The sequence below is a fragment of the Patescibacteria group bacterium genome (assembly GCA_018896645.1).
Classification (GTDB): domain Bacteria; phylum Patescibacteriota; class Patescibacteriia; order UBA2591; family JABMQE01; genus JAHIMF01.
In genome coordinates this window covers 21,728-42,565 of record JAHIMF010000075.1, presented here as the reverse complement: position 1 = coordinate 42,565, position 20,838 = coordinate 21,728, and the positions used below count along the sequence as shown (strand labels likewise).

The following is a 20,838-nucleotide window of genomic DNA, read 5'->3' as shown; positions in this document are numbered from 1 at the left end:
ATTTGCGGTTTTTGCTGGATTTGATTGGTTTGCCTTATTTTGTTTTGTGGCGTTCCATGAGATGAAATTTTGCGGGCAGTAAAACCGCTCCTTTTTTGAGGAGATGGTTGTTGATTTTGTTTGATAAATTTTTTTCTTTTTGTGAAAGTCATTGTTTTTAGAAATTGAGAAATTAGAAATTAAGAAATTAAGGATTTTTACTTTGATTTTCCATATTATTTTCGGCTATTTTTTGTATTTCTTCATAAGGAATCTTTTCTGGCCACAGAAGATTTCCATAGTTATCATAAACGGGAACAAGATGAGCATCTGGTTGGTGAAAAATACGTGAAAGTCTATTTGTTGCAATTTCGTAAATTTGTTTTCTGGAAAGCGATATTGGTTCTTTTATCATTTTTGATCTTCGCTCCAACTCTTGATCAGACATATAAAAAACGTTACCTGGCCGTTTTTTTGTCTTTTCTGGTCCTCCTCGCGATAACATTTGAGCTCCACCTGGCCAAAGAACTATTCCTTGAATTGCGTCTTTTAACAAAATTTCGTCTTTTTTATCAATATGAAGTTCGTTGGTGCCAAAGTATTCTTCTCGGTATTCCTGATATTTTTTCGGTCCTTTATATTTTTTTTGTTTTTCAATCGCATCATCAATACCGTTTTTTAGGTTATCCCCCCTAAATAGACCACCCGATTCCATATGATATCTAACGTTTTTAAGTTTGTTATAATCAAAAAATAGCATAGCAGGTCCGGCTATCCAGTGTTGACTTCCACCTTCTTTTAAAAATGAACAGAATGGTTTTATAAATAAAGTTAGGGATAAGTGGTCGCCGAATTCATGATATCTTTTTTTGTACCCGCCAGAACAACCCCACTTTATTTTTTCAAGAGTTTTTTGCGTAAATCCTTCAAGTAATATAGGTTCCAAATTTGATAATTGGGTACGATGTACGAGCCCTTGGTATTCTTTTATATCAATTATCTTGTCTTTTATTTGTTCAATTTTTTCTCTATCCTTTTCTGTTTCAATAGTAGGACATTTGGTCTCTGCCTCTACAAAAGTTTTTTTTGTTTGAATAATTGCCATGTCTTCTTGAATCAAGTCTCTGCGTTTATCGCTTAATATCTCACGCTCATTTCGGTTCTGACGTTTTAATTTTTTCAAAATGACCATTGATTCTTTTTTAATGGGATTTTTTTTAAATTCATCCAATTTTAATTTATCCAAAACCTTATATTCACCAAAATCATCAAGTTCCCCTGTAAGTCCTCCCATAAGATTTTTCCATCTTTCATTTAAATCGCGTTTGATGGTGCTTAAGGATTCAAGTTTAGATTCTATTTCCCTTTTTGATGTTTCAAGCGTTTTAATTTCTTCGTCTAAATTTTTATCATAAATATCAATAGAATCTTTTTGGTGAACTTCGTTTTTTTTAATTGGTTCGTTTTTTTTCGTTTCGTCATAATCTTTTGCTTCTTCACTTTCAATTTTTTCTGGTAATTTAGTTGTTTCTTTTTGAGCAGGATCTAAATTGTGTGATTCTATTTTTTCAGGCATAAGAGTTAACTATAGTTTTAAAATTTTTAAGTTTGTGTTTTTGATTTTGTTTTGTTTTTTTCATATGTTATTGTTAATTATTAATGGTATACGAATGATACTAATTTTTGAATTGTGTTATGTGAATCGTGAATTATGATTAACTGGTGCCGGAGGAGGGACTTGCCCCGTCATCCGACGGGGTAAAAACCTCCACCCCGCAAAGCGGGACAGCGCCCTGGTTTTGATCATACTTTAAATAATAAATACATTATAAGCACTACTCCCTCCCTTATTACATATTTAAATTTTTCCAACTTGTTCTGAGCGATAGGGCTTTCTTGGACTGGAAAAGCAAATGCTTTAAGGTTTAAATCTTTTGCCATTTTTTTAAGCCGCATCAGGTGAAATCCGTCGCTGACTAAAATAATAGAATCAAAATTATTAGTTTGAACAATTTGGGCGACTTGGTTGAGGCTTTGCCAGGAAGTATGTGCTTTCTCTTCTATTAAAATTGCTTCTTCTCGAAGGCCTTTTTTTATAAGATAATTTTTTCCAACTTGAGATTCTGATATGTTTTCTTCTCTGCCTATGCCACCGGTTAAGATAATATTCGGAGCATATCCCTTCTGATACAATAAATAGGCCTGGTCTAGGCGAGCTTTAAGCACTGGGGAAGGCGTCCCATTCCACTGGCTGGCTCCCAAGACAACTATGGCGTCTGCTTCCTTTGCATTATCAATGCCCGAATGATAATAAATAGAAATCAATAAACCAATGAATCCTCCTATTGTGAGCATGACCGCTATTACAAAAACTTTCAGAAATTTGTGTTTTGGTTTCATAGTCCTAGCAAAGTTTTAACTTTGTTATAATTACGTTTTACTCCTTTTCCAAACTCATTGGGTTGTGGACTAGGATGTGGTTCAACTGGACTATCTATGTCCTCAATATTGTATAAAGTACCCAAAATATCTGCTTTATCCGTTATATCAATTCCCGCACTTTTCCACCTTTTTTGAGTAAAATGGAGTTTTGCTGCTACATATCTAATATTAGTTACTGGATCTTTAAGCCGTTCAACTCGAACTATAGTATAGTCTATAAAAATACTTTCTCTGCGATGCGGGTCTAGTTGGGGATATTGCTCTTCCAGCGCTTTAGCAGTATTTACCCTGATTTGGCCAATTCCGATGGATGTATTTAAATGTAGGAGGCCTCCTATATAATCAGTGAGAACATCGACAAAATTTACATTCATGGCTTGTTCTTGATAAATAACCGCTCCCACAATAATTGGGTTGACCTCAAAGTCTTTGGCTGCCTGATGAACTAATGAAGCATACTCTTTGATAATATTACCCGCCCTAATTTCTGCTTTTGTCTCTTTGTAAAATAAACTAAAAAATATCTGATGTAAAATTGGCATTCTGTCGGCGTAGAACTCTATATAATGAATTCCATTATCAAACGATTCATCAAAAGATAAGCTCACTTTTTTCTGTTTTCCCTTTACTCTCCATAATATCCAACCAAGTACGCCGCCCACAAGATACCAAAATTTATACTTTCCTCCTTTTATATTTCGCTTCACTTTCCCATTCACTATTATTTTAACATCATCACTATCCCACAATCTTTTCTTCACGGTCATTTCTACCCCCAGTTGACTCAAAGGTAAATCTGTTAAAACAAAAGTGAACCAAGGCCGCCCATTACCATCCTCAGCCTGTTCCTCTATATCTAAAGTAATCTCCCCGCCGCCATCCAATCTCTGGATTTTTATCTCTTCAATGCATGCACTATTTTTAGGAATCAAACTAAGAATATGTTTACCCTTGGACAACACCGTCAGAAGTACAACCGTCTTTTTTAATCCTTTAAGCTTTGAACCATTGAATGTTGGAGGGATATTAAAAAGTTGCTCATGTTTCTCTGGGAGGATTTCTCTAAATTGCAAGCCATTAATTTCTATTCGTAAATCCTCATCAATATTAGATTTGATTTGTTTTTTTGACTTACAGCGAGCTGAAATAAAAATAGCACAAAGTCCATCTTGAGCTGTTGTAAAAGAGTAATTAAAAGGTTCTGTTATTTTTTGAGGGGATTTTTTAACGGGTTGAGACATTTTTTCAGAAATTGAGAAGTTAGTTTTAAAATTTTTAAGTTTGTGTTTTTAATTTTTTATCTTTTATTTTTGATTTTTCAATGGTGCCGCAGGTGGGACTTGAACCCACATGTCCGTAAGGACATACGGCCCTGAACCGTACGCGTCTGCCAGTTCCGCCACTGCGGCCTTTGTAAATATCTTCATATAGTCATATATTTATCTGACATATTTTTTTACTGATTTATTGCGCTTCGCTCTTATTAGTTTATTAATAAATTTAATAAATTAATAAACAAATAAATTAATAAAAAGATGATAAATGAGAATATGAATATATGAAAATATTGAACTTTATTTGTTGTTAGGTATATTGAAATGCCGCAACAATTTTATTTCACCACCTCACCACCTTCTTTGTCTTAATATACCATTCTTCAATATTCGCAAACCTATCCGACGGTTGCGCAACTCGGGTAATTTCAAAGCCCTTGATTTTTGAACTTAAAACATAAGTGTAAGTTGGGCTGTATAAAAAGATGGCTGGCAGTTCTTCAACCAAAATATTTTGGAAATGTATATATTTATCATGCCGTATTTGCTCGTCGTTGGTTTTGCGGGCGTCTTCTAAAACATGGTCAACATCGTTGTTAGAAAAGACAGCTAAGTTAAGGCCAGGGGCTTGGTTTTGAGAGGAATGCCAAAAAGGATAAGGATCCGGATCAAAGCCGGTAATAACACCATAAAGCAGGGTCTCATAGTTACGCTCTTTTATAATGTTTTTGATTTCTATATTGGAAACAATCTTCAGGGTTGTCTTGACGCCAATATTTTGCCAGGCTTGCTTGATTATTTCTGCGGCTTTCTGGTTTTCCGGCTGGTCGACTGTGGTTAATTTAATTTCTAATATTTTTTGGCCTTTCTTAAGGTAGAATTTTTGCGAATCATTAAGCACCGTGGTTGTTGACTGCCCAGCAGTTTCAGCTGTTTTTTCTTGTTCCTTGGCTGTGAGTTCTTGGTATTCACTGGGGGTGATTGGGCTAAAACCGGCGTTTTCTAAAAGTTCCTTAGCTTTTTCAGTGTCAAAATCATAAGTTCTAATATCTGGACTGTAACCAATCGAGCCGGGCAGGATTGGTCCGTAAATAATTTCTCCTTCATAGCTTAGGGCCTGGGTTAGTATTTTCTCTTTATTAATCGCATAAGCCAGGGCTTGGCGGATAGTCTTGGTTTTTAAAAATTCATTATTATTTTGGTTAAAAAAGACGGCTGTATATTGGGGCAGGAGCAGAGAATAAAAATTAGCATCAGGATCTAGGTTTATTTTTTCTTTAAGCTCTTTAGGCAAATAACTGATGCCATCAATATTTTTACCGGTCAGGGCTTCACCCGCTTCATTGAAATCAGCATAAAATTTAAAAGTAATATTTTTTAGATACGACTTTTCATAATAATCTTCATTAATTTCCAGCTTAAAGGCTTTGATTTCACCAACCTTGTTTTTGGTCAGAGATTTGAATTTAAAAAGCCCAGAACCAATTGGCTTGGTGTTATAGACAGCCAGTTGAAATTGTTCGGCTGGGATAGCTCCCCAGATATGTTTTGGCAGGATGCCAACCGTTAAGATTGAGAGAAAGGGAGCAAAGGGTTTTTCTAAGATAAATTCAACCGTATAGTCATCAATTTTTACAACATTTATGCCCTTAAAGCTGACAAAAAGCGGGCTTTTGTAATCTGGGTCCTGAATAGTTTTAATGGTGAAAACTGCATCATCACTGGTTAAAGGTTCGCCGTCATGCCAAACAATATTTTTTTTAAGAAAAAAAGTGTAGGTTTTTTGGTCGTCGGAGATGATGTAATTAGAGGCCAAGTCGGGCATCAGCTTTTGCTCTTTGTTATATTTAAGCAAGCCAGAATAAATCAGTTTGGTAAGATCTTTATCAACATCCGAGGTAACGCCGATAATGGGGTTGATAAATTGGGGCGAGCCGACCGTGGCTTCGGTGTATTCGCCGCCAATTGTTGGAACCAGATGCAGGTGAGTTACATAGAACCGGGCTCCTAAAAAAAGAAGGTTTAAGGCGATAATTCCCAAAAAGATTTTGGTAATTAGTTTTTCTCGAGAAGACAAGATGCTCGGTAAATATTTGAGCTGTTTGATGGTGGGGATTTTTTTAAATGGCAGTTTTTGTTGATTGGATTTATTATTTTTGTATTTTTTGAAAGTGTCATTAACAAAAAAAATAACCTTTCTTAAGAATGGGGATTTGGAAGAATTTTTAGCAATCAAGGCGTCATTAGCAATCTTTTCGCTATTTGCAGGGTTTGCAGCTTGAGTTAGTTGTTTTTCCCTTAAATCTTTCGGGGTATCTTGAGAAGAGTCTTTCACAAATGTTTTAAGATTAGTTGGGGTAAAATCTGTTTTTAAGATAGAATTAACTGGCCAGCAAAATATTAGCCAGGGCTAATCCCAAAAAGGCGGTAGAGAGAATAATAGTGGAAACAAAGATAGCTTTTTCCGCGCCCCTTTTAGTTCTATAAACCATCTCACCACCCCCAAAAGCCGCTCCTAGGCCACTGCCGCGCTGTTGGAGCAGGATAGAGGCGATAAGCAATACAGAGACGATAATTTGAATAATAGGCAGGATTTGCATAAGTTTATGATTATGTTTTTATATTACCAGAAAGCGGAAAAGTTGTCAATGTTTTTAGTTCCCCCCTAGGTTTGTGTTTTTGGCGGGGTTTGGTTATAATAGTGTTGCCCTTCAAGTTATTTTATTATGAATGAATTATTAAATCAACTGAATGCTAAACAAGCCCAAGCGGTCCAAATGTCAAGGGGACCGGTTTTAGTTTTGGCCGGGGCAGGGAGCGGAAAAACTAGGACATTAACTTACAGGATTGCTTATTTAATTCAAAATCGGGTAGTGCGTCCGGGCAATATATTGGCGGTGACTTTTACAAACAAAGCGGCCGGGGAGATGAAAGAGCGGGTGGATGATTTATTGAAAATAGAAGGCTTCGGAAGGCGGCATTCGCGAATGCCGCCTTCCGAAGCCTTCCGAGGTTCTTTTCCTCTGATAGGCACTTTTCATTCGGTTTCCGCTAGAATTTTAAGAAAAGAAGCCGAGCTTTTAGGTTATAAAAAATCATTTACGATTTATGACAGCACTGACCAATTGGGATTAATAAAAAGGGTCATGAAAGAACTCCAACTTAACCCTAAAGAAATTGCGCCTCGGGCGATTCATAGCCTGATTTCTAAAGCCAAAAATAATTTAATTGATGTTGATGAATACGAATCTCGGGTGGGAAATTTTATCCAGGAAATTACAGCCCAAGTTTATCGCCTGTATCAATATCAGCTTAAAGAAAACCAGGCTTTTGATTTTGATGATTTGATTATGAAGCTGGTTGAGCTCTGGTTAAAGCACCCCCAGGCGCTAGCCAAGTATCAGCATTGGTTTAAGTATATTTTGGTTGATGAGTACCAAGATGTTAATCAGGCGCAATATGTCTGGACGCAAATGTTAGCTCAAGCGCATCGGAATTTATATGTGGTTGGCGATGACGCCCAGTCAATTTATGGCTGGCGCGGAGCTAATATGAAAAATATTTTAAATTTCGAAAAAGACTATCCAGAAGCGCAGGTGGTCTTTTTAGAACAAAATTATCGCTCTACCCAGGCGATTTTGAACCTGGGGAACGCTCTTATCAAAAATAATACCCGGCAAAAGCAAAAGGATTTATGGACTCGCAATGATAAGGGTTTCAAGCCAGAAGTTTGGGAAGTGGAAGATGAATGGGGAGAAGGAGAGCTGGTGTTGAGGAAGGTAGTGGAATGTGAAGGCCTGATAAATCCTAAATCCGAAATCCTAAATTCTAAAAAAATTCAAAATTCAAAATTCAAAATTCAAAACTTGGATGAGGAGTTGACATATGAATACGAGGAGGAGCCCAAGGTTGGATTGCTTGATCGGGTGTTGGCGGAGCTGAAAGGAAAAAGGTTTCGGAAAGATGAAGATGTGCGCCAGCATCATCTTGATATTGATTTTGCTAAGGCTGATATTGAATGGAACAAATACGTGGTACTTTATCGGGTTAATGCCCAGTCGCGGGCTTTAGAAGAAGTTTTTATGGATTATGGGGTGCCGTATCGGATTATTGGCGGAGTAAAGTTTTATGAGCGCAAAGAAGTAAAAGATACTTTGGCTTATTTGCGTTTACTTAATAATCCTGATGATTTTGTAAGTTTACGGCGGATTATTAATGAACCTTCGCGAGGCATTGGGGTCAGGAGTGTTGATAGAATAGAGCAGGCATGCAAAGAGCAGATGATGGACATTTTTACTTTGGGCGATAACTTAGAAAAACTGGGTACCTTGCGGGGAGAACGGCGCGAGGCGTTTAAAAGGTTTGGAATTGTAATAAGGGACGTGCAAATTAAGATGAGATCTTTGACGGTAAGCGAGATTATTGATTTGATTTTAACCAAATCAGGATATAAAGATTATCTTCTTGACGGCAGTGAAGAAAATAAAATCCGCTGGGAAAACGTGCAGGAGTTGAAAACCGTAGCTACGAAATATGATTCGCGCCAAGGACAAGAAGGATTGGAAGCATTTTTAGAAGAAGCGGCTTTGATGACTGATATTGATGCCTTAGAAACAGAGAGTTCCCAGGCCGTTACTTTGATGACCCTGCACGCGGCCAAGGGATTAGAGTTTCCAGTTGTATTCGTGGTGGGTTTGGAAGAAGGGTTGTTTCCGCATTCTAATTCCATGGAATCTTTAGAAGAAGTGGAAGAAGAACGGCGGTTGTGTTATGTCGGCATTACTCGGGCAAAGCAACGTTTATATTTGGCTTATGCCCGTCAGCGGATGTTGTACGGTAATATTCAGGTGAATCCGCCATCAAGATTTTTAGAGGAGGTACCGGAGGAACTGGTGGAAAGGAATAATGTGGAATAAAATTTTGCAAAAAAATCAGGTATGTTACAATAAAATACTCAATAGTTCTTTTTAAATAGGGAGGTTCTAAATTTCACCCTTAGCAGAAGGAGGAATGGTGATGCAAGAACCAATTTCCGTATTCACCGGAACCAGCAACCGGCCTTTGGCAGAAAAAGTTTGTCGAGAACTCTCAAAGATTAGGGGTGAAGACATTGGGTTATCGCCAGCTTTCGTGGGTAGGTTTAGCGATGGCGAAGTGGCTGTAAGACTTGGCGTTCATTCATTTGATAATGAAGAATGGGTAGATAATTCCCGAGGGCGGGATGTATTCATAATTGAGTCAATCCAACCTCCGGCTGAAAACCTTTGGGAATTATGCTGTTTGATTAGGGCGGTATCTCATAGGTCGCCGAGGAGAATCACGCCGGTTATACCTTATTTAGGTTATGCAAGACAGGACAGAAAAGATAAATCGGGAAAGTTGATTGCTGCTAAATTGGTAGCTGATGTTTTAGAAGCTTCTTTCCTTAATACGATTAGCCGGGAGTATTTATTACATGAGCTTCATGCTGATCAAATTGAGGGTTTTTTCGATGCTCCGGTAAATAAGCTGTACGCATCATATGTATTCGTGCCTTTCATTAAATCTTTACGCCTTAAGGAAGACGAATGCATCAGTTTACGTGAAGATTTTACTATCATTAGTCCGGATATTGGCGGTCTCAAGATCGCCCGTTTTCATGCCAAGAGTTTGGGGCAGGATGTCGCTTTTATAGATAAAAGAAGGCCAGAAGCTAATAAGGCCGAGGTAATGAATGTTGTTGGTAAAATTAAGAGAATTGGTATATTTGTTGATGATGTGGTGGATACTTTTGGATCATTATTTGCAGCTTCGGAAGCGGTTCCCGCAGAAGAGCAATACGCATTTTGCACTCATCCAGTGCTTTCCGGCCCAGCCATTGAACGTTTGATGCAGTCGCGGATTAGGAGGCTTTATGTCACAGATACCATTCCTTTAAGTGAAGAGGCAATAGATTGCGGGAGAATTAAGGTTGTCTCAGTGGCCCCAATGATTGCTCAAGCGATTCATAATATTCACGAGGAAAGGAGTGTAAGTCGACTGGTTTTACAATAGTTCTTGGATTGCATCCGCCCTTTTCTTTCCGGCGACTTTCGTGATTTCCGCGAGAGTCGCTTTTTTTATTCCCCCAACCGAACCAAATTTTTGTAATAAGCCCTTTTTGGTTTTGGGACCGATGCCCGGAATATCATCAAGCGCAGAATGAACAGATGTTTTTTGATGTCGTTTAAGATAGTAGCTTCGGGCAAAGCGGTGAGCCTCGTCGCGGATGCGCTGGAGGAGCTGGAGAACTGACGATGACTTGGGGAGGACGATTGGTTGGCTGCGGTTAGGCAGAAAAATATGTTCTTCTTTTTTGGCGAGGGAGATAATTGATAATTGATAATTGATAATTAATAATTTTACGGTGTTGATTTTTGAAACAGCGTTTAGCTGGGGTTTGCCGCCGTCCAGGAGAATTAGATCGGGCTTTGGCCAGTCTTTGTTTTGCAATCGGCGGGAGACGACCTCGGCCATCATGGCGACGTCGCTGGCACTCTTGACCGTGCGAATTTTAAATTTGCGGTATTCGGATTTATCGGGTTGGCCATTGGTAAAAACTGCCAGAGAGCCGGTGGCATCAGTGCCTTGGATGTTGGAGATGTCGTAGGCCTCAATTCTGCGTGGGGGTTTTGGAAGACGGAGAAGCTTTTTTAATTCGGTTAATACCTTTTCATTGTTCGATTGTTCGATTGTTTGATTGTTCAATTGTTGTTTCAGATAATCCTGGGCGTTTTGGGTTCCGAGGGTGATTAGTTGATATTTTTTACCGCGTGATGGCGTTGAGATAGTTGATTTTTTGCATTTTTCCTGGTCAAATAATTGATAATTGATAATTGATAATTTTTTGGGGACGACTATCTCTTTGGGAATATCATTAGAATTAGCATAATATTGAGAAATAAATGATTCAATGATTTCGGCGTCTTTTGAATTTTTGGTATGTTCTAAAATAAAATTTAGTTTATTAATCAATTTACCATGGCGGACAATAAATAAATTTACGCATGTTAGGTCGTCTTTACGAGCTAGGGACACAATGTCATAGTTTTCATTTTTAAGAGTAATAACTTTTTGTTTAGCGGTTACTTTTTTAATGGCTTGAATTTGATCGCGAAGATGGGCGGCTTTTTCATACTTTTTTTGATTTGAGGATTTTTTCATTTCAATTTTTAGTTCGCGAAGAATTTCATTTGTTTGGCCTTTTAAAAATTTGGCGACGTGAACAAAAATTTTTCTGTAGTCAGAATTAGAGATTTTTGTTTCTGCCGGGCAAACGCACCAGCCGAGATGAAACTTGAGGCAGGACTTTTTGGTGAAATTTTTACAAGTGCAGAATTTGAAGATGCGGGAGAGCAACTTGACAGTGCGACGGGCCGAGTCTGCTGAAGCATAGGGTCCGAAGTATTTATTAACTCTATTAACTATTTTATTAACTTTATTAATTTTATTATTTTTATTGACGACGATTTGAGGCCTTCTGACGAATTCTACGCGGGCCCACTCTTGCTCGAGGTTTAGTTTTATATAGAGGAAATTTTTATCATCTTTGAGAATGATGTTGAATTGGGGTTGATGTTTTTTAATGAGGTTGGCTTCCAATAAAAGCGCCTCCGCCTCGTTATCTGTGATTATATATTCTAAACCAGCAATTTTACTAATCATTACTAATTTGTCAGCCGTTACGTTCTTACTTTTTTGAAAATATGAACTGACGCGCTTTTTCAGGTTTTTAGCCTTACCAATATAGATAATATTTCCGGTTTTGCCTTTTCCGCCAGAGGTGGATTGGCCTTTGGCCAAAAAAAGGTAAATACCGGGTTTTTGGGGTAATATTTTGATTTTTTTAGATAATAAGGTATTCATGATTATAATATAGCATTTTTATGATTACCTGTAAATTTTGGCAAAGCTGACAAAGCTGAGCTTAGTTCTGCTAATGTTAGCGAAGATACAACCATTGACTTTTTTTTGGATTTATGATAGTGTTAAATATTGATTAAGTTTAGTAATATTGGCATTTCAACCACTCACAATCATTTTTTGAAAGGAGGGAGTTATGAATTCGAAGAAATGGCGTATGTTTGTGGTGCAGGAGAAAGAAGTGGGAGGTTTAGCTGTCGCTGTCTCATGCAGGGTAGGTGATGAGATGGTGGAGCAGTTTGAATCCTCGTCCCAGTATGTCGTGCATCAGACCGGGAGTAAGGATTTAAACTGGGTGTATTTATTGGAGGCGGTGGAAGAGAAGGATGGTGAGTTGGCCTTCTCAATTCCTGACGAGTTAGCTGAAGATGTCCGTATGGGTTTGTCTTTGCGGATTGGACAGGACTCGCAGGGATTAGTTTTTGAGAGAGTTTGGCGGTTGTCGGAACGGAAGCCGTTTGAGATAAGGGTGGCTTCTGACGGGAAGGGGTATGTCAATAACCTTAGGGTGTTCCCGGACAGTGAAGACGAAGAGGCGCAGGAAAAGGAGTTTGAACCAATTCTCCTGCGTCACTGGAGCAGGGACACCTTTCGGCTGGAGGTCCGGCGCGAGGGGAGGAAGGTGATCATTACCCTCGTGTAAATTGGGGGAAAAAGAGATTTAGGGCGCTTGTTGTAATTTGGCAGGCGCTCTTTTTTATACCACAGCACTTTTGACATTTTTTTGAAAATTAGGTATCATTTTTTATGAGGCATGATGCATACAACATGAAACAAAGTGACGGTTAATATTTACACATAATTAAGGAGGAGAGTTGTCATGCGCTCTGACAAGAATGAGAAAGTTAAGTATTCATGTTCCTTTGGGTGTGGCGGGAAGCTTGATATAAGGGAAGAAGTCGCGGAGTACCAAGGTATCGGAGGGAATAGGGAAGTGAGCTATCCCTGTGATACTTGCGGTAAAAGGAGCTGGTTTTTTATAACTACACCCAAAGTTGCCGCTTAAGCAACAAGCAAGTCGTTCGAGCAGGTTTTGGGCAGTGGATCATTTCGGTTCACTGCTTTTTATATCCACTGTTGTTTATTGACCTCATTTTAAAATTACTGTATAATGAGTGTTAATGTTGGTTATTAGTAACTCGTAATTCGTAATTAGGGTCTAGACTTCCAATGGCCAGTGACGAGTCACTAGTTACGAGTTATCATTAGATATACTATGCCCAGGAATAATATTAAAAATAATAAGACGACCGCGACAAAGGACTCCATTGTCATCAAAGGCGCCCGGGTCCATAATCTTAAAAATATTGATGTGGAAATTCCGCGGAATAAATTTGTGGTGATTACCGGGCTTTCGGGCAGCGGTAAATCCTCTCTGGCTTTTGATACGATTTATGCTGAGGGCCAGCGCCGATATGTGGAAAGTTTGAGTTCTTATGCCCGCCAGTTTTTGGGGCTGATGGATAAGCCGGATGTGGACCAAATTGACGGTTTGGCGCCAGCGATTTCCATTGACCAAAGAAACGTAAGCCATAACCCGCGGTCAACAGTTGGAACAACTACGGAGATTTATGATTATCTCCGTCTTTTATTTGCGCGAATTGGAAAGCCTCATTGTCCAAAATGCGGGGATGAGATTAGCCGGCAATCTAATGACCAAATTATTGAGAAGATATTTAAAATTGCTTCAGAGCGGGAAAAAAGAGTCAAGTTAATGCTTTTAGCACCGATTATTCGGGATAAAAAAGGTGAGCATAAGCATGTGTTAGAAGAGGTGCGGAAAGCCGGATATGTGCGGGTGCGTTTTGACGGCACAATTTATTCTATTGAAGAAGCAGAAGATTTAACAGTTGATAAGATGAAAGAACACAGTTTGGAAGTGGTGGTTGACCGTTTGGAAATTAATTCTAAACCAACTAAACAAGAGCGGTCTCGCCTGGCTGAATCACTGGAAACTATTTTAGATTTAGGTAATGGTTTGGTCATAGTATGCTTGCCTGACGATAATAAGGAATTTTTGTTTAGTCAGCATTTTTCTTGCCCAAAATGCGATATTAACCTATCAGAAATTGAGCCTCGGAGTTTTTCGTTTAACTCACCGTATGGAGCTTGTCCGGTTTGCAGCGGATTAGGCACAAAACTGGAAGTGGATTCGGATATGGTGATTCCTAATAAAAATTTAAGCATTAGCCAGGGCGCAATTCGGCCTTGGTCCCGGATTTCCGTGAATCAGGGCTGGTATTTTAAAATTTTAGAGGCCGTGGCCAAAGATAATAGTTTTTCTATCAATAAGCCAGTTAAGAATTTAACGAAAAACCAGCTGGAGATTGTACTTTATGGGACCGGGAATAAACGATATGAAGTTGATTATACGTCGGAAAGTTTTGATGGCGATTTAAGTACTAAATATGAAGGCGTGATTCCAAATTTAGAGAGACGTTACAAAGAAACTCAATCTGATTATATCAGAATAGAGATAGAGAAATATATGCGAGTAAAATTATGCCCAAGCTGCGGGGGTAAACGTTTAAGGCCCGAGGCTTTAGCAGTGACAGTGGGAGGGAAGAATATTAGCGAGGTGACAGAGATGACGGTGGAAGAATGCAAGGCGTTTTTTGCGGGATTGGCGAAGTAAAAAAACCAGAATAATAATTTATCCTGGCTTGCGAGGAAGCCTCGCCCTGCTTTAGACTAAACAGATTATCAGTACCTCGTCCTCAATAGGTACCCTTAAACAGTGGTCAGCGGCGCAAACAAGGTCTTTCAGAAATGACATTTTAAAACCGAAACCGCAGTAGTTATTGGCTGAGTCTAGAACAGGAACAACATTTTGATTTTTGAGATGTTCTGCTGACTTGAATACTTTTACCCAAAGTGAACTTTCGTCAATAACACATCTTAGGGTTTTTCCAAGTTTGAGCTCTTTAATATCTTCTTCTGATAAGGAAAGTCGGTGTTGCCCGGGCGCGATCCCGTATTTGAAATTCATATTTATCTCCCAGTGATGGTTTAAAGAACAAAACGAACGAGTTGATTCTTTAATTTTACGGATTTTAAAATTAATGTCAAGTCTATTATCCCCTCGCGACAAAAAAATAGCTAACCAAATTTTGAAAGAGATTTCTAATCGGCTCTCGTTTTTAGAAAACGTGGGTTTGAATTATATTACTTTGGATCGGGCGGCGCAGACGCTTTCCGGGGGCGAAGCGCAGAGGATTCGGCTGGCCACGCAAATTGGCTCGGCCCTGACTGGAGTAATTTATATTTTAGACGAGCCGACCATTGGCTTGCACCAGAGGGATAACGCCAAACTGATTGAGACTTTAAAAAATCTGCGAGACCTTGGAAATACCGTGATTGTGGTGGAGCATGATGAAGAGACCATGCGGAGCGCGGATTGGCTTATTGATATCGGACCTGGCGCTGGCGAACACGGAGGCGAGATTGTGGCCGTAGGTACGCCGCAGGAGATTGAGAAAAATAAAAAATCAATAACTGGCCAGTATTTGTCAGGTAAACTTAAGGTTGAAAAGAGAAAGAAACAACGTAAAGGCAATGGCAAGGCGATTGAGATTGAAGGGGCAAGCGCGTTCAATTTAAAAGATATTAATGTTAGGATTCCCTTGGGCAGGTTTGTTTGTTTGACTGGAGTCTCGGGCAGCGGCAAATCTACTTTGATGATAGAAATTTTAGCTAAAGCCTTAAGTCAGCAGCTATATCACGCTAAAGACTTGCCCGGTAAACATAAAGAGATTTTGGGGATAGAACATATTGATAAAGTGATTAATATTGATCAGTCGCCAATTGGCAGAACCCCACGCTCAAACGCGGCGACTTATACCGGTGTTTTCACTTATATCAGAGATCTTTTTACCCAAGTGCCGGAAGCCAAAATTCGGGGCTATAAAGCCGGCAGGTTTAGTTTTAATGTTAAGGGCGGAAGATGCGAGGCCTGCCAAGGCGATGGCATGGTGCGGATAGAAATGCAGTTTTTGCCGGATGTTTATGTGGAGTGCGAGGTTTGCCATGGTAGGCGATACAATAGAGAAGCTTTGGAGATTCATTATAAAGGCAAAAATATTGCTGATATTTTGGAAATGACCGTAGAGGAAGCAATAGCGTTTTTTAGAAACATTCCGATTATTTATCAAAAATTAAAAACCCTCTATGATGTGGGTTTGGGTTATATTCATCTGGGCCAATCCGCGACCACGCTTTCCGGCGGCGAGGCCCAACGAGTGAAATTAGCCACTGAACTTTCCCGCCGGGCTACTGGTAAAACTTTATATATTTTAGACGAACCAACAACCGGTCTTCATTTTGCTGATGTTGACCGCTTGCTCCAGGTATTGCACCAGCTGGTTGATAGGGGCAACAGTGTTTTGGTAATTGAACATAATATGGATGTGATTAAAAATGCGGATTGGATTATTGATTTAGGTCCGGAAGGCGGGGATAAGGGTGGATACGTGATTGCGGAGGGAACGCCGGATGAAGTGAAAAATGTGAGTAAAAGTTATACAGGGCAGTGGCTTAGAAAAGTAACAAAGTAATAAAGTAATTAAGTAATGGATAAAATATGTCCGATTTAGAAAAATCAATTTTATCAGTGATTGTGTATTTTGATATTTTTGATTATCCGTTAACATTGATGGAGGTGGGGCGGTATTCAGATACCAAAAGTTGGATGTCAGAGGTCAGAAAGTGCTTGGAGTATTTGAGTCATGAGGGATTGGTCATGAGTCGTGATGGATTTTATTTTTTGAAAGACAGGCATGGATTAGTGAGTCAGCGAATGCAAAGATATAATATTGCTGAAAGAAAGTTTAGACGAGCTTTGCGAGTGTTAAAAATTTTAAAGTCGCTTCCTTTTGTGCGGATGATTGCGGTTTGCAATAATTTGGCTTACAGTAATGCTCGAGATAAAAGCGATATTGATTTATTTATTGTTAGTAAGGCTGGCAGAATTTGGTGCTGCCGCTTTTTTATTTTAATGGCGTTGAAGATTTTAGGCTTACGCCCAAAAGGAGAAAAGACCAGAGATAAAATTTGCGCGAGCTTTTTTACGACCGAAGAGAGTTTGGATTTGGAGAAAATTAAACTAGCTGACGATATTTATTTGCATTATTGGCTGGAACAGGTGGCGCCGATTTTTGACGAAGGTATCTATGATAAGTTTAGAGGACAGAATTTGTGGGTTTGTGAAAATGATTATGGGTGGGAGATGATTGGGCGAAGAAAATTGTTAAATTGTCGAAGACCCCAAGCCTTGAGCTTTGTCGAAAGGTCCAAGGGTGGCATTGCTAAATTGTTAAGGTGTTTTTGTGAGAAGCTATTTTTAAATGTTGACGAGAGGTTTTACCGATGGCTGCAGATGAGGATTATGCCGAGGAGATTGAAGGACTTGGCTAATAAGAATACTGATGTTATTGTTAATGACCGAATGTTGAAATTTCACGATAATGACAGGCGTGGATATTACAGGGACGAGTTTAAGAGAAGGATTATTGGGCAAAATATTGAGTGATGCGCGCGCGGTGTTTATCTCGAATACCTCTAATAAACTCAAATACCTCTAATAAAATTTATGAAGATGGAAAATAGACTTAATAAAATTATCGAATGGGGGATGTACCTCCTGGTTTTTTTGTTGCCTTGGCAGACAAGATGGATTTGGCATGAGGGCCTGCTGAACGGCGGGGCGTGGGAGTATGGGACGTATTCGTTGTATGGAACGGAGATTTTGTTGTGGGTGCTGGTGGTGTTGAGACTTTTCGGTGGCAAGATTCAAGATTCAAGATTCAAGATTCCAAAAAAATTGTTATATTGTTATATTGCTATATTGTTGTTTTTAATGTGGAGCGTGCTGTCAGTGTGGTGGGCGGAGGATTCGGGGCTAGCGCTTTATGGCTGGTTGCGGCTGTTTGAGGGGGTTTTACTTTTTTGGTTAATTGTTTCAACAAAGCTGGATTACAAAAAAATTGCTGGTGCAATTGTGGCTTCAGCGACGTTTCAGGCAGGTTTGGGTATTTGGCAGTTTTTGCTTCAAGAAACTTTTGCCAGCAAATGGCTGGGTATGGCTTTGCATAATGCCAGGGATTTGGGCGTTTCCGTGGTTGAAGTCGGTCTAGAACGTTGGCTGCGGGCTTATGGCAGTTTGTCACACCCCAACATGTTAGCGGGTTGGTTGGTCGCGGGGCTGGTTATGTGCGTGGGGTTGTACGAGGGTCAGTGTGAAAAAGATAGGCCATCAATTTTTAAAATTGTTATATTGTTATATTGTTATATTGTTATATTGTTTGGGTTGCTGGCCACTTTTTCCAGGGGAGCGTGGGTGGCGTTCTTTATTACTTTATTACTTTATTACTTTATTACTTTATTTAGAAAAGATAAGCTTAGAAAAATTATTAGTTTTAAATTACTAGTTATTACAATACTTACTGTTGCGGTTTTTGGGATAACATTCAAAGCGCCGTTTATGGCGAGGGTGGCTGGTCAAGGACGGTTAGAGACAATGTCGAATACGGAACGGCTGGCTGGTTACAGAGAAGCCTGGTCATTGATCAAGGATAATTGGTTTAAGGGTGTGGGGATTGGAAACTATACTTTATATTTATATGGACACACCCCAGGGCAGCGAGAGATTGTGATGTCTGCTTCCGTAAAAGGTGTTTTGAGTGAAGGCGATGAGGCGAGAATGGAAGAGAAAAAGGCTTGGGATTATCAGCCGGTGCACAATTTGTGGCTTTTGGTTTGGACGGAGATTGGGATTTTTGGTTTGCTGTTTTTTGCGGGAATACTTTTATCAATTATCAATTATCAATTATCAATTATCAGAAAAACGAGGCAGGATATTTGGGCTTTGAATTTTTTTATAATATTGATAGTGGCAATTATTTTATCTTTTTTTGATCACTATTTCTGGTCTTTGTATTTTGGAGCGATGCTTTGGTGGTTGGTTTTGGGGTTGACTTTTGTATTACGATATGATAATATGAAATCGTAATATTTAATTTAGTAAATTATGGATACAGCGACAAAGACAACTCGGATTTCTGCTTTATTACCCTCTTTATTGGTTAAAGAGCTTAAGGGAATATCGATGAGGGAAAATTTAACGCAGAGTTATATAATCAAGAGGGCTTTAGAGTTTTGGTTTCAAAAGAAACTTGATAAGGACACCAGAGCCCTGTCTCAGATTAATTTTGATGATTTGCCAAGTGAAGATGACTGGACTTTAATTCAATCAGAAGTTAAATAAATTATGACAATTCATCAAGGAGAAATTTATTTAGCAAATCTTAATCCAATAAAAGGGCATGAACAGGCAGGATTTAGGCCAGTTTTGATTTTGCAGAATAATATTTTGAATAAGAATTTGAGTACGGTAATTATTGCGCCAATAACTTCTAATCTTAAAGCTAAGGGCAGACTAACTACTTATTTTTTATCCAAGGAGATTTCTGGGCTTGACAGGGATTCAGTGGTATTGTTGTTTCAAATTCGGACTTTAGATAAGGAACGTTTGCAAAAAAGGGTTGGGATTTTGAGCAAGGAGGAATTTCGGGAAATTAAGCAGCAGTTGCGGTTCATTTTTTAAGAGGTAATGCGCTGGTTGGTTAGTTTTGGGGTTGACATGGAAAATTAGGTGTGATAAGTTATGATATTGGGAGGCGGTTCTTTTCATGAAGTTAAACTTTAAGTTAAGGAGGCGTTGCGGCTGTTCAAGAAATGAAAGATGTTGTTAAGGCGCTCAAAGAATTAGTTGGTGTGGAGCTGTCTCGTTGTTTGTAATTAGATAGTGATGCTCGCGAGCGCATTATTAGAGATATGAACCTGGTTTGGCTCAATTGGCTTAAGGAATTTTTTTCTAAGAATGCAGTAGTCATTTTTAGTGAAGAGGACGCCGAACAGTTGAAAGACGTAATGGCAACCTTTGGGGTTTTGGATCATGTTGAAGCTGGCGGCAACCAAGCAGTGGCTAAGGTTTTTAAGGAGTTTATTTTTGGGTTTCATGATACTCGGGTGTTGCTTGAGTTGGGAAGAGTGCATCGTTGTCAGATGGCCTGTGCTGGAGACGAAACCTAAATTAAGGAGGAAGCATGAGTGATGATATTGTACAGGTGATTTTTAAGGGAGCACAGCTTGAGGCATTGAGGAACGTATTGATAAAATTCGGGCATCTTGATGGGGATGATTTTAGTGACGACGGGATAATAAAGAGCGCTCTCGGCCTCATTGACGAACTTGATAGTTATTCTTTGGTTATTCGTGATCCCCTATTACTTTGTTTGTTCATTTATCTTGCGAATAACAAAGAGCGTTTGATGGAAATTTTGGACCAGCGAGGTTTTAGCGCCGATGACGGTGAGGACACCCAAGAGAAAATGGCAAGGCTGGGAGAGCTAATTCTTGCTCGTTTGTGAAGATAGACGAGATAACACTATAATTCATGGCATGGTGGCGGAAGACTACGGTTTTCCGCCCTTTTTATTTAGGGGGCTTGACATTTTTTTTAAATCATATATAATAATGTAATGGCCTTATTTGGCACTTGAAGCTATAGAGTGCTAATAAATACTAATAAATACTAATAAATACTAATAAAACGAATATTGCTTAAAATAGTAATATTAGTAGTATTCGTTAAATTCGGAGAAAAACTATGAATCTGAAACCATTACACGACAATGTTGTGATCAAACCCAGCGGCGAAGACGAAGTCACTAAAGCTGGCATTATTTTGCCGGATACCGCGGAAAAAGAAAAGCCGGAAAAGGCGAAGTTATTGCTGTTGGTCCGGGAAAATTATTAGACAATGGCCAGCGCGCGCCAATGAGCGTGGCTGTTGGCAACAAGGTGATGTTCAAAAAATATTCACCTGACGAAATAAAGGTTGATGAAGAGGAATACTTAGTGATTTCTGAATCGGATATTATTGCGATTTTAGAATAATACTTGTGGGGCATATGAGCATGGATGTAATTTGTAACTTGTTGTAATAAGCTCGGTTTCGCTGCGCCCCGAACCATGCGCTAACGCTTAGGTTCAGGGCTGCGCCCAGCCTTCGCGTAACTTATAGTAATACAATTGTTATCTTCTTAAGTTAATAAATTAATAAACTAATAAATCAATAAATTTAAATTGCTATGGATAGGATATCCGTGATCAGTGGCTATCCGTATAAAATCCGTGGCTATCT

Annotated in this window: 19 protein-coding genes, 1 tRNA gene and 1 pseudogene; 13 read left to right on the top strand and 8 right to left on the bottom strand. The window is 39.1% G+C overall.

Translation table 11 applies throughout. The features are described 5' to 3' along the window. Positions 1–187: 187 nt before the first annotated feature. From KKD20_05635 to secG, 6 genes are all read right to left on the bottom strand, one after another. Complete coding sequence (locus KKD20_05635) at positions 188–1,555, bottom strand: hypothetical protein (GenBank protein MBU4332568.1); 1,368 nt, start codon at positions 1,553–1,555, stop codon at positions 188–190. Between the two features lie 227 nt (positions 1,556–1,782). Further along, entirely contained in the window at positions 1,783–2,379 is a 597-nt protein-coding gene (locus KKD20_05630) for a YdcF family protein (GenBank protein MBU4332567.1), read from the bottom strand. Continuing rightward, positions 2,376–3,662, bottom strand: coding sequence for a hypothetical protein (locus tag KKD20_05625; GenBank protein MBU4332566.1), 1,287 nt, complete (start codon positions 3,660–3,662; stop codon positions 2,376–2,378). The genes KKD20_05630 and KKD20_05625 overlap by 4 nt, the downstream gene beginning before the upstream one ends. An 81-nt stretch (positions 3,663–3,743) precedes the next feature. After that, positions 3,744–3,830, bottom strand: a tRNA-Leu gene (locus tag KKD20_05620). Positions 3,831–4,038: 208 nt separating this feature from the next. Beyond that, entirely contained in the window at positions 4,039–6,030 is a 1,992-nt protein-coding gene (locus KKD20_05615; protein ID MBU4332565.1) for a hypothetical protein, read from the bottom strand. Positions 6,031–6,076: 46 nt separating this feature from the next. Beyond that, the gene (secG, locus tag KKD20_05610) at positions 6,077–6,295 is read right to left on the bottom strand and encodes a preprotein translocase subunit SecG (GenBank protein ID MBU4332564.1); all 219 of its coding nucleotides are present in this window, start codon (positions 6,293–6,295) and stop codon (positions 6,077–6,079) included. A gap of 126 nt (positions 6,296–6,421) precedes the next feature. Between secG and KKD20_05605 the strand changes: the two genes are divergently transcribed. After that, positions 6,422–8,611, top strand: a complete 2,190-nt coding sequence (locus tag KKD20_05605) for a UvrD-helicase domain-containing protein (GenBank protein MBU4332563.1) — start codon at positions 6,422–6,424, stop codon at positions 8,609–8,611. Positions 8,612–8,711: 100 nt separating this feature from the next. Next, positions 8,712–9,728, top strand: coding sequence for a ribose-phosphate diphosphokinase (prs, locus tag KKD20_05600; GenBank protein MBU4332562.1), 1,017 nt, complete (start codon positions 8,712–8,714; stop codon positions 9,726–9,728). Here the strand turns inward: prs and uvrC are convergent. Continuing rightward, positions 9,720–11,579, bottom strand: a complete 1,860-nt coding sequence (gene uvrC / locus KKD20_05595) for an excinuclease ABC subunit UvrC (protein ID MBU4332561.1) — start codon at positions 11,577–11,579, stop codon at positions 9,720–9,722. The genes prs and uvrC overlap by 9 nt on opposite strands. Positions 11,580–11,772: 193 nt before the next feature. On the opposite strand from uvrC, the gene KKD20_05590 reads away from it, so the two are divergent. From KKD20_05590 to KKD20_05580, 3 genes are all read left to right on the top strand, one after another. After that, entirely contained in the window at positions 11,773–12,279 is a 507-nt protein-coding gene (locus KKD20_05590; protein ID MBU4332560.1) for a hypothetical protein, read from the top strand. Between the two features lie 177 nt (positions 12,280–12,456). Beyond that, a complete protein-coding gene (locus tag KKD20_05585; protein MBU4332559.1) occupies positions 12,457–12,642 on the top strand; it encodes a hypothetical protein in 186 nt (61 codons plus the stop codon). 210 nt (positions 12,643–12,852) lie between these two features. Further along, positions 12,853–14,271 (top strand): hypothetical protein, encoded by a 1,419-nt coding sequence (locus tag KKD20_05580; GenBank protein MBU4332558.1) that lies wholly within the window; start codon positions 12,853–12,855, stop codon positions 14,269–14,271. Between the two features lie 51 nt (positions 14,272–14,322). On the opposite strand, the gene KKD20_05575 is transcribed toward KKD20_05580, so the two are convergent. Then, positions 14,323–14,625 (bottom strand): hypothetical protein, encoded by a 303-nt coding sequence (locus KKD20_05575; GenBank protein MBU4332557.1) that lies wholly within the window; start codon positions 14,623–14,625, stop codon positions 14,323–14,325. A 73-nt stretch (positions 14,626–14,698) separates the two neighbouring features. On the opposite strand from KKD20_05575, the gene uvrA reads away from it, so the two are divergent. The 8 genes and pseudogenes from uvrA to KKD20_05535 all read left to right on the top strand — a co-directional run bounded on the left by uvrA (position 14,699) and on the right by KKD20_05535 (position 20,591). Next, positions 14,699–16,189, top strand: a complete 1,491-nt coding sequence (gene uvrA / locus KKD20_05570) for an excinuclease ABC subunit UvrA (protein ID MBU4332556.1) — start codon at positions 14,699–14,701, stop codon at positions 16,187–16,189. A gap of 26 nt (positions 16,190–16,215) precedes the next feature. Next, entirely contained in the window at positions 16,216–17,163 is a 948-nt protein-coding gene (locus KKD20_05565; protein ID MBU4332555.1) for a hypothetical protein, read from the top strand. Between the two features lie 60 nt (positions 17,164–17,223). Continuing rightward, positions 17,224–18,642 (top strand): O-antigen ligase family protein, encoded by a 1,419-nt coding sequence (locus tag KKD20_05560; GenBank protein MBU4332554.1) that lies wholly within the window; start codon positions 17,224–17,226, stop codon positions 18,640–18,642. Between the two features lie 18 nt (positions 18,643–18,660). Continuing rightward, positions 18,661–18,897, top strand: a complete 237-nt coding sequence (locus KKD20_05555) for a hypothetical protein (protein MBU4332553.1) — start codon at positions 18,661–18,663, stop codon at positions 18,895–18,897. A gap of 3 nt (positions 18,898–18,900) precedes the next feature. Further along, positions 18,901–19,236, top strand: coding sequence for a type II toxin-antitoxin system PemK/MazF family toxin (locus tag KKD20_05550; protein MBU4332552.1), 336 nt, complete (start codon positions 18,901–18,903; stop codon positions 19,234–19,236). A gap of 230 nt (positions 19,237–19,466) precedes the next feature. Next, positions 19,467–19,724, top strand: a complete 258-nt coding sequence (locus KKD20_05545) for a hypothetical protein (protein ID MBU4332551.1) — start codon at positions 19,467–19,469, stop codon at positions 19,722–19,724. A gap of 14 nt (positions 19,725–19,738) precedes the next feature. After that, on the top strand, positions 19,739–20,062 hold the full coding sequence (locus KKD20_05540; protein ID MBU4332550.1) for a hypothetical protein: 324 nt from the start codon (positions 19,739–19,741) through the stop codon (positions 20,060–20,062). A gap of 239 nt (positions 20,063–20,301) precedes the next feature. Beyond that, positions 20,302–20,591, top strand: a pseudogene (locus tag KKD20_05535) (co-chaperone GroES). Positions 20,592–20,838: the final 247 nt, after the last annotated feature.

Coding starts and splice junctions, on each gene's coding strand:
- KKD20_05575 (MBU4332557.1), bottom strand. CDS start 14,625: ATGAATTTCAAATACGGGATCGCGCCCGGGCAACACCGACTTTCCTTA.
- KKD20_05630 (MBU4332567.1), bottom strand. CDS start 2,379: ATGAAACCAAAACACAAATTTCTGAAAGTTTTTGTAATAGCGGTCATG.
- KKD20_05605 (MBU4332563.1), top strand. CDS start 6,422: ATGAATGAATTATTAAATCAACTGAATGCTAAACAAGCCCAAGCGGTC.
- KKD20_05550 (MBU4332552.1), top strand. CDS start 18,901: ATGACAATTCATCAAGGAGAAATTTATTTAGCAAATCTTAATCCAATA.
- KKD20_05635 (MBU4332568.1), bottom strand. CDS start 1,555: ATGCCTGAAAAAATAGAATCACACAATTTAGATCCTGCTCAAAAAGAA.
- KKD20_05560 (MBU4332554.1), top strand. CDS start 17,224: ATGAAGATGGAAAATAGACTTAATAAAATTATCGAATGGGGGATGTAC.
- uvrA (MBU4332556.1), top strand. CDS start 14,699: ATGTCAAGTCTATTATCCCCTCGCGACAAAAAAATAGCTAACCAAATT.
- KKD20_05555 (MBU4332553.1), top strand. CDS start 18,661: ATGGATACAGCGACAAAGACAACTCGGATTTCTGCTTTATTACCCTCT.
- prs (MBU4332562.1), top strand. CDS start 8,712: ATGCAAGAACCAATTTCCGTATTCACCGGAACCAGCAACCGGCCTTTG.
- KKD20_05585 (MBU4332559.1), top strand. CDS start 12,457: ATGCGCTCTGACAAGAATGAGAAAGTTAAGTATTCATGTTCCTTTGGG.
- KKD20_05590 (MBU4332560.1), top strand. CDS start 11,773: ATGAATTCGAAGAAATGGCGTATGTTTGTGGTGCAGGAGAAAGAAGTG.
- KKD20_05625 (MBU4332566.1), bottom strand. CDS start 3,662: ATGTCTCAACCCGTTAAAAAATCCCCTCAAAAAATAACAGAACCTTTT.
- uvrC (MBU4332561.1), bottom strand. CDS start 11,579: ATGAATACCTTATTATCTAAAAAAATCAAAATATTACCCCAAAAACCC.
- secG (MBU4332564.1), bottom strand. CDS start 6,295: ATGCAAATCCTGCCTATTATTCAAATTATCGTCTCTGTATTGCTTATC.
- KKD20_05540 (MBU4332550.1), top strand. CDS start 19,739: ATGAGTGATGATATTGTACAGGTGATTTTTAAGGGAGCACAGCTTGAG.
- KKD20_05545 (MBU4332551.1), top strand. CDS start 19,467: ATGAACCTGGTTTGGCTCAATTGGCTTAAGGAATTTTTTTCTAAGAAT.
- KKD20_05565 (MBU4332555.1), top strand. CDS start 16,216: ATGTCCGATTTAGAAAAATCAATTTTATCAGTGATTGTGTATTTTGAT.
- KKD20_05580 (MBU4332558.1), top strand. CDS start 12,853: ATGCCCAGGAATAATATTAAAAATAATAAGACGACCGCGACAAAGGAC.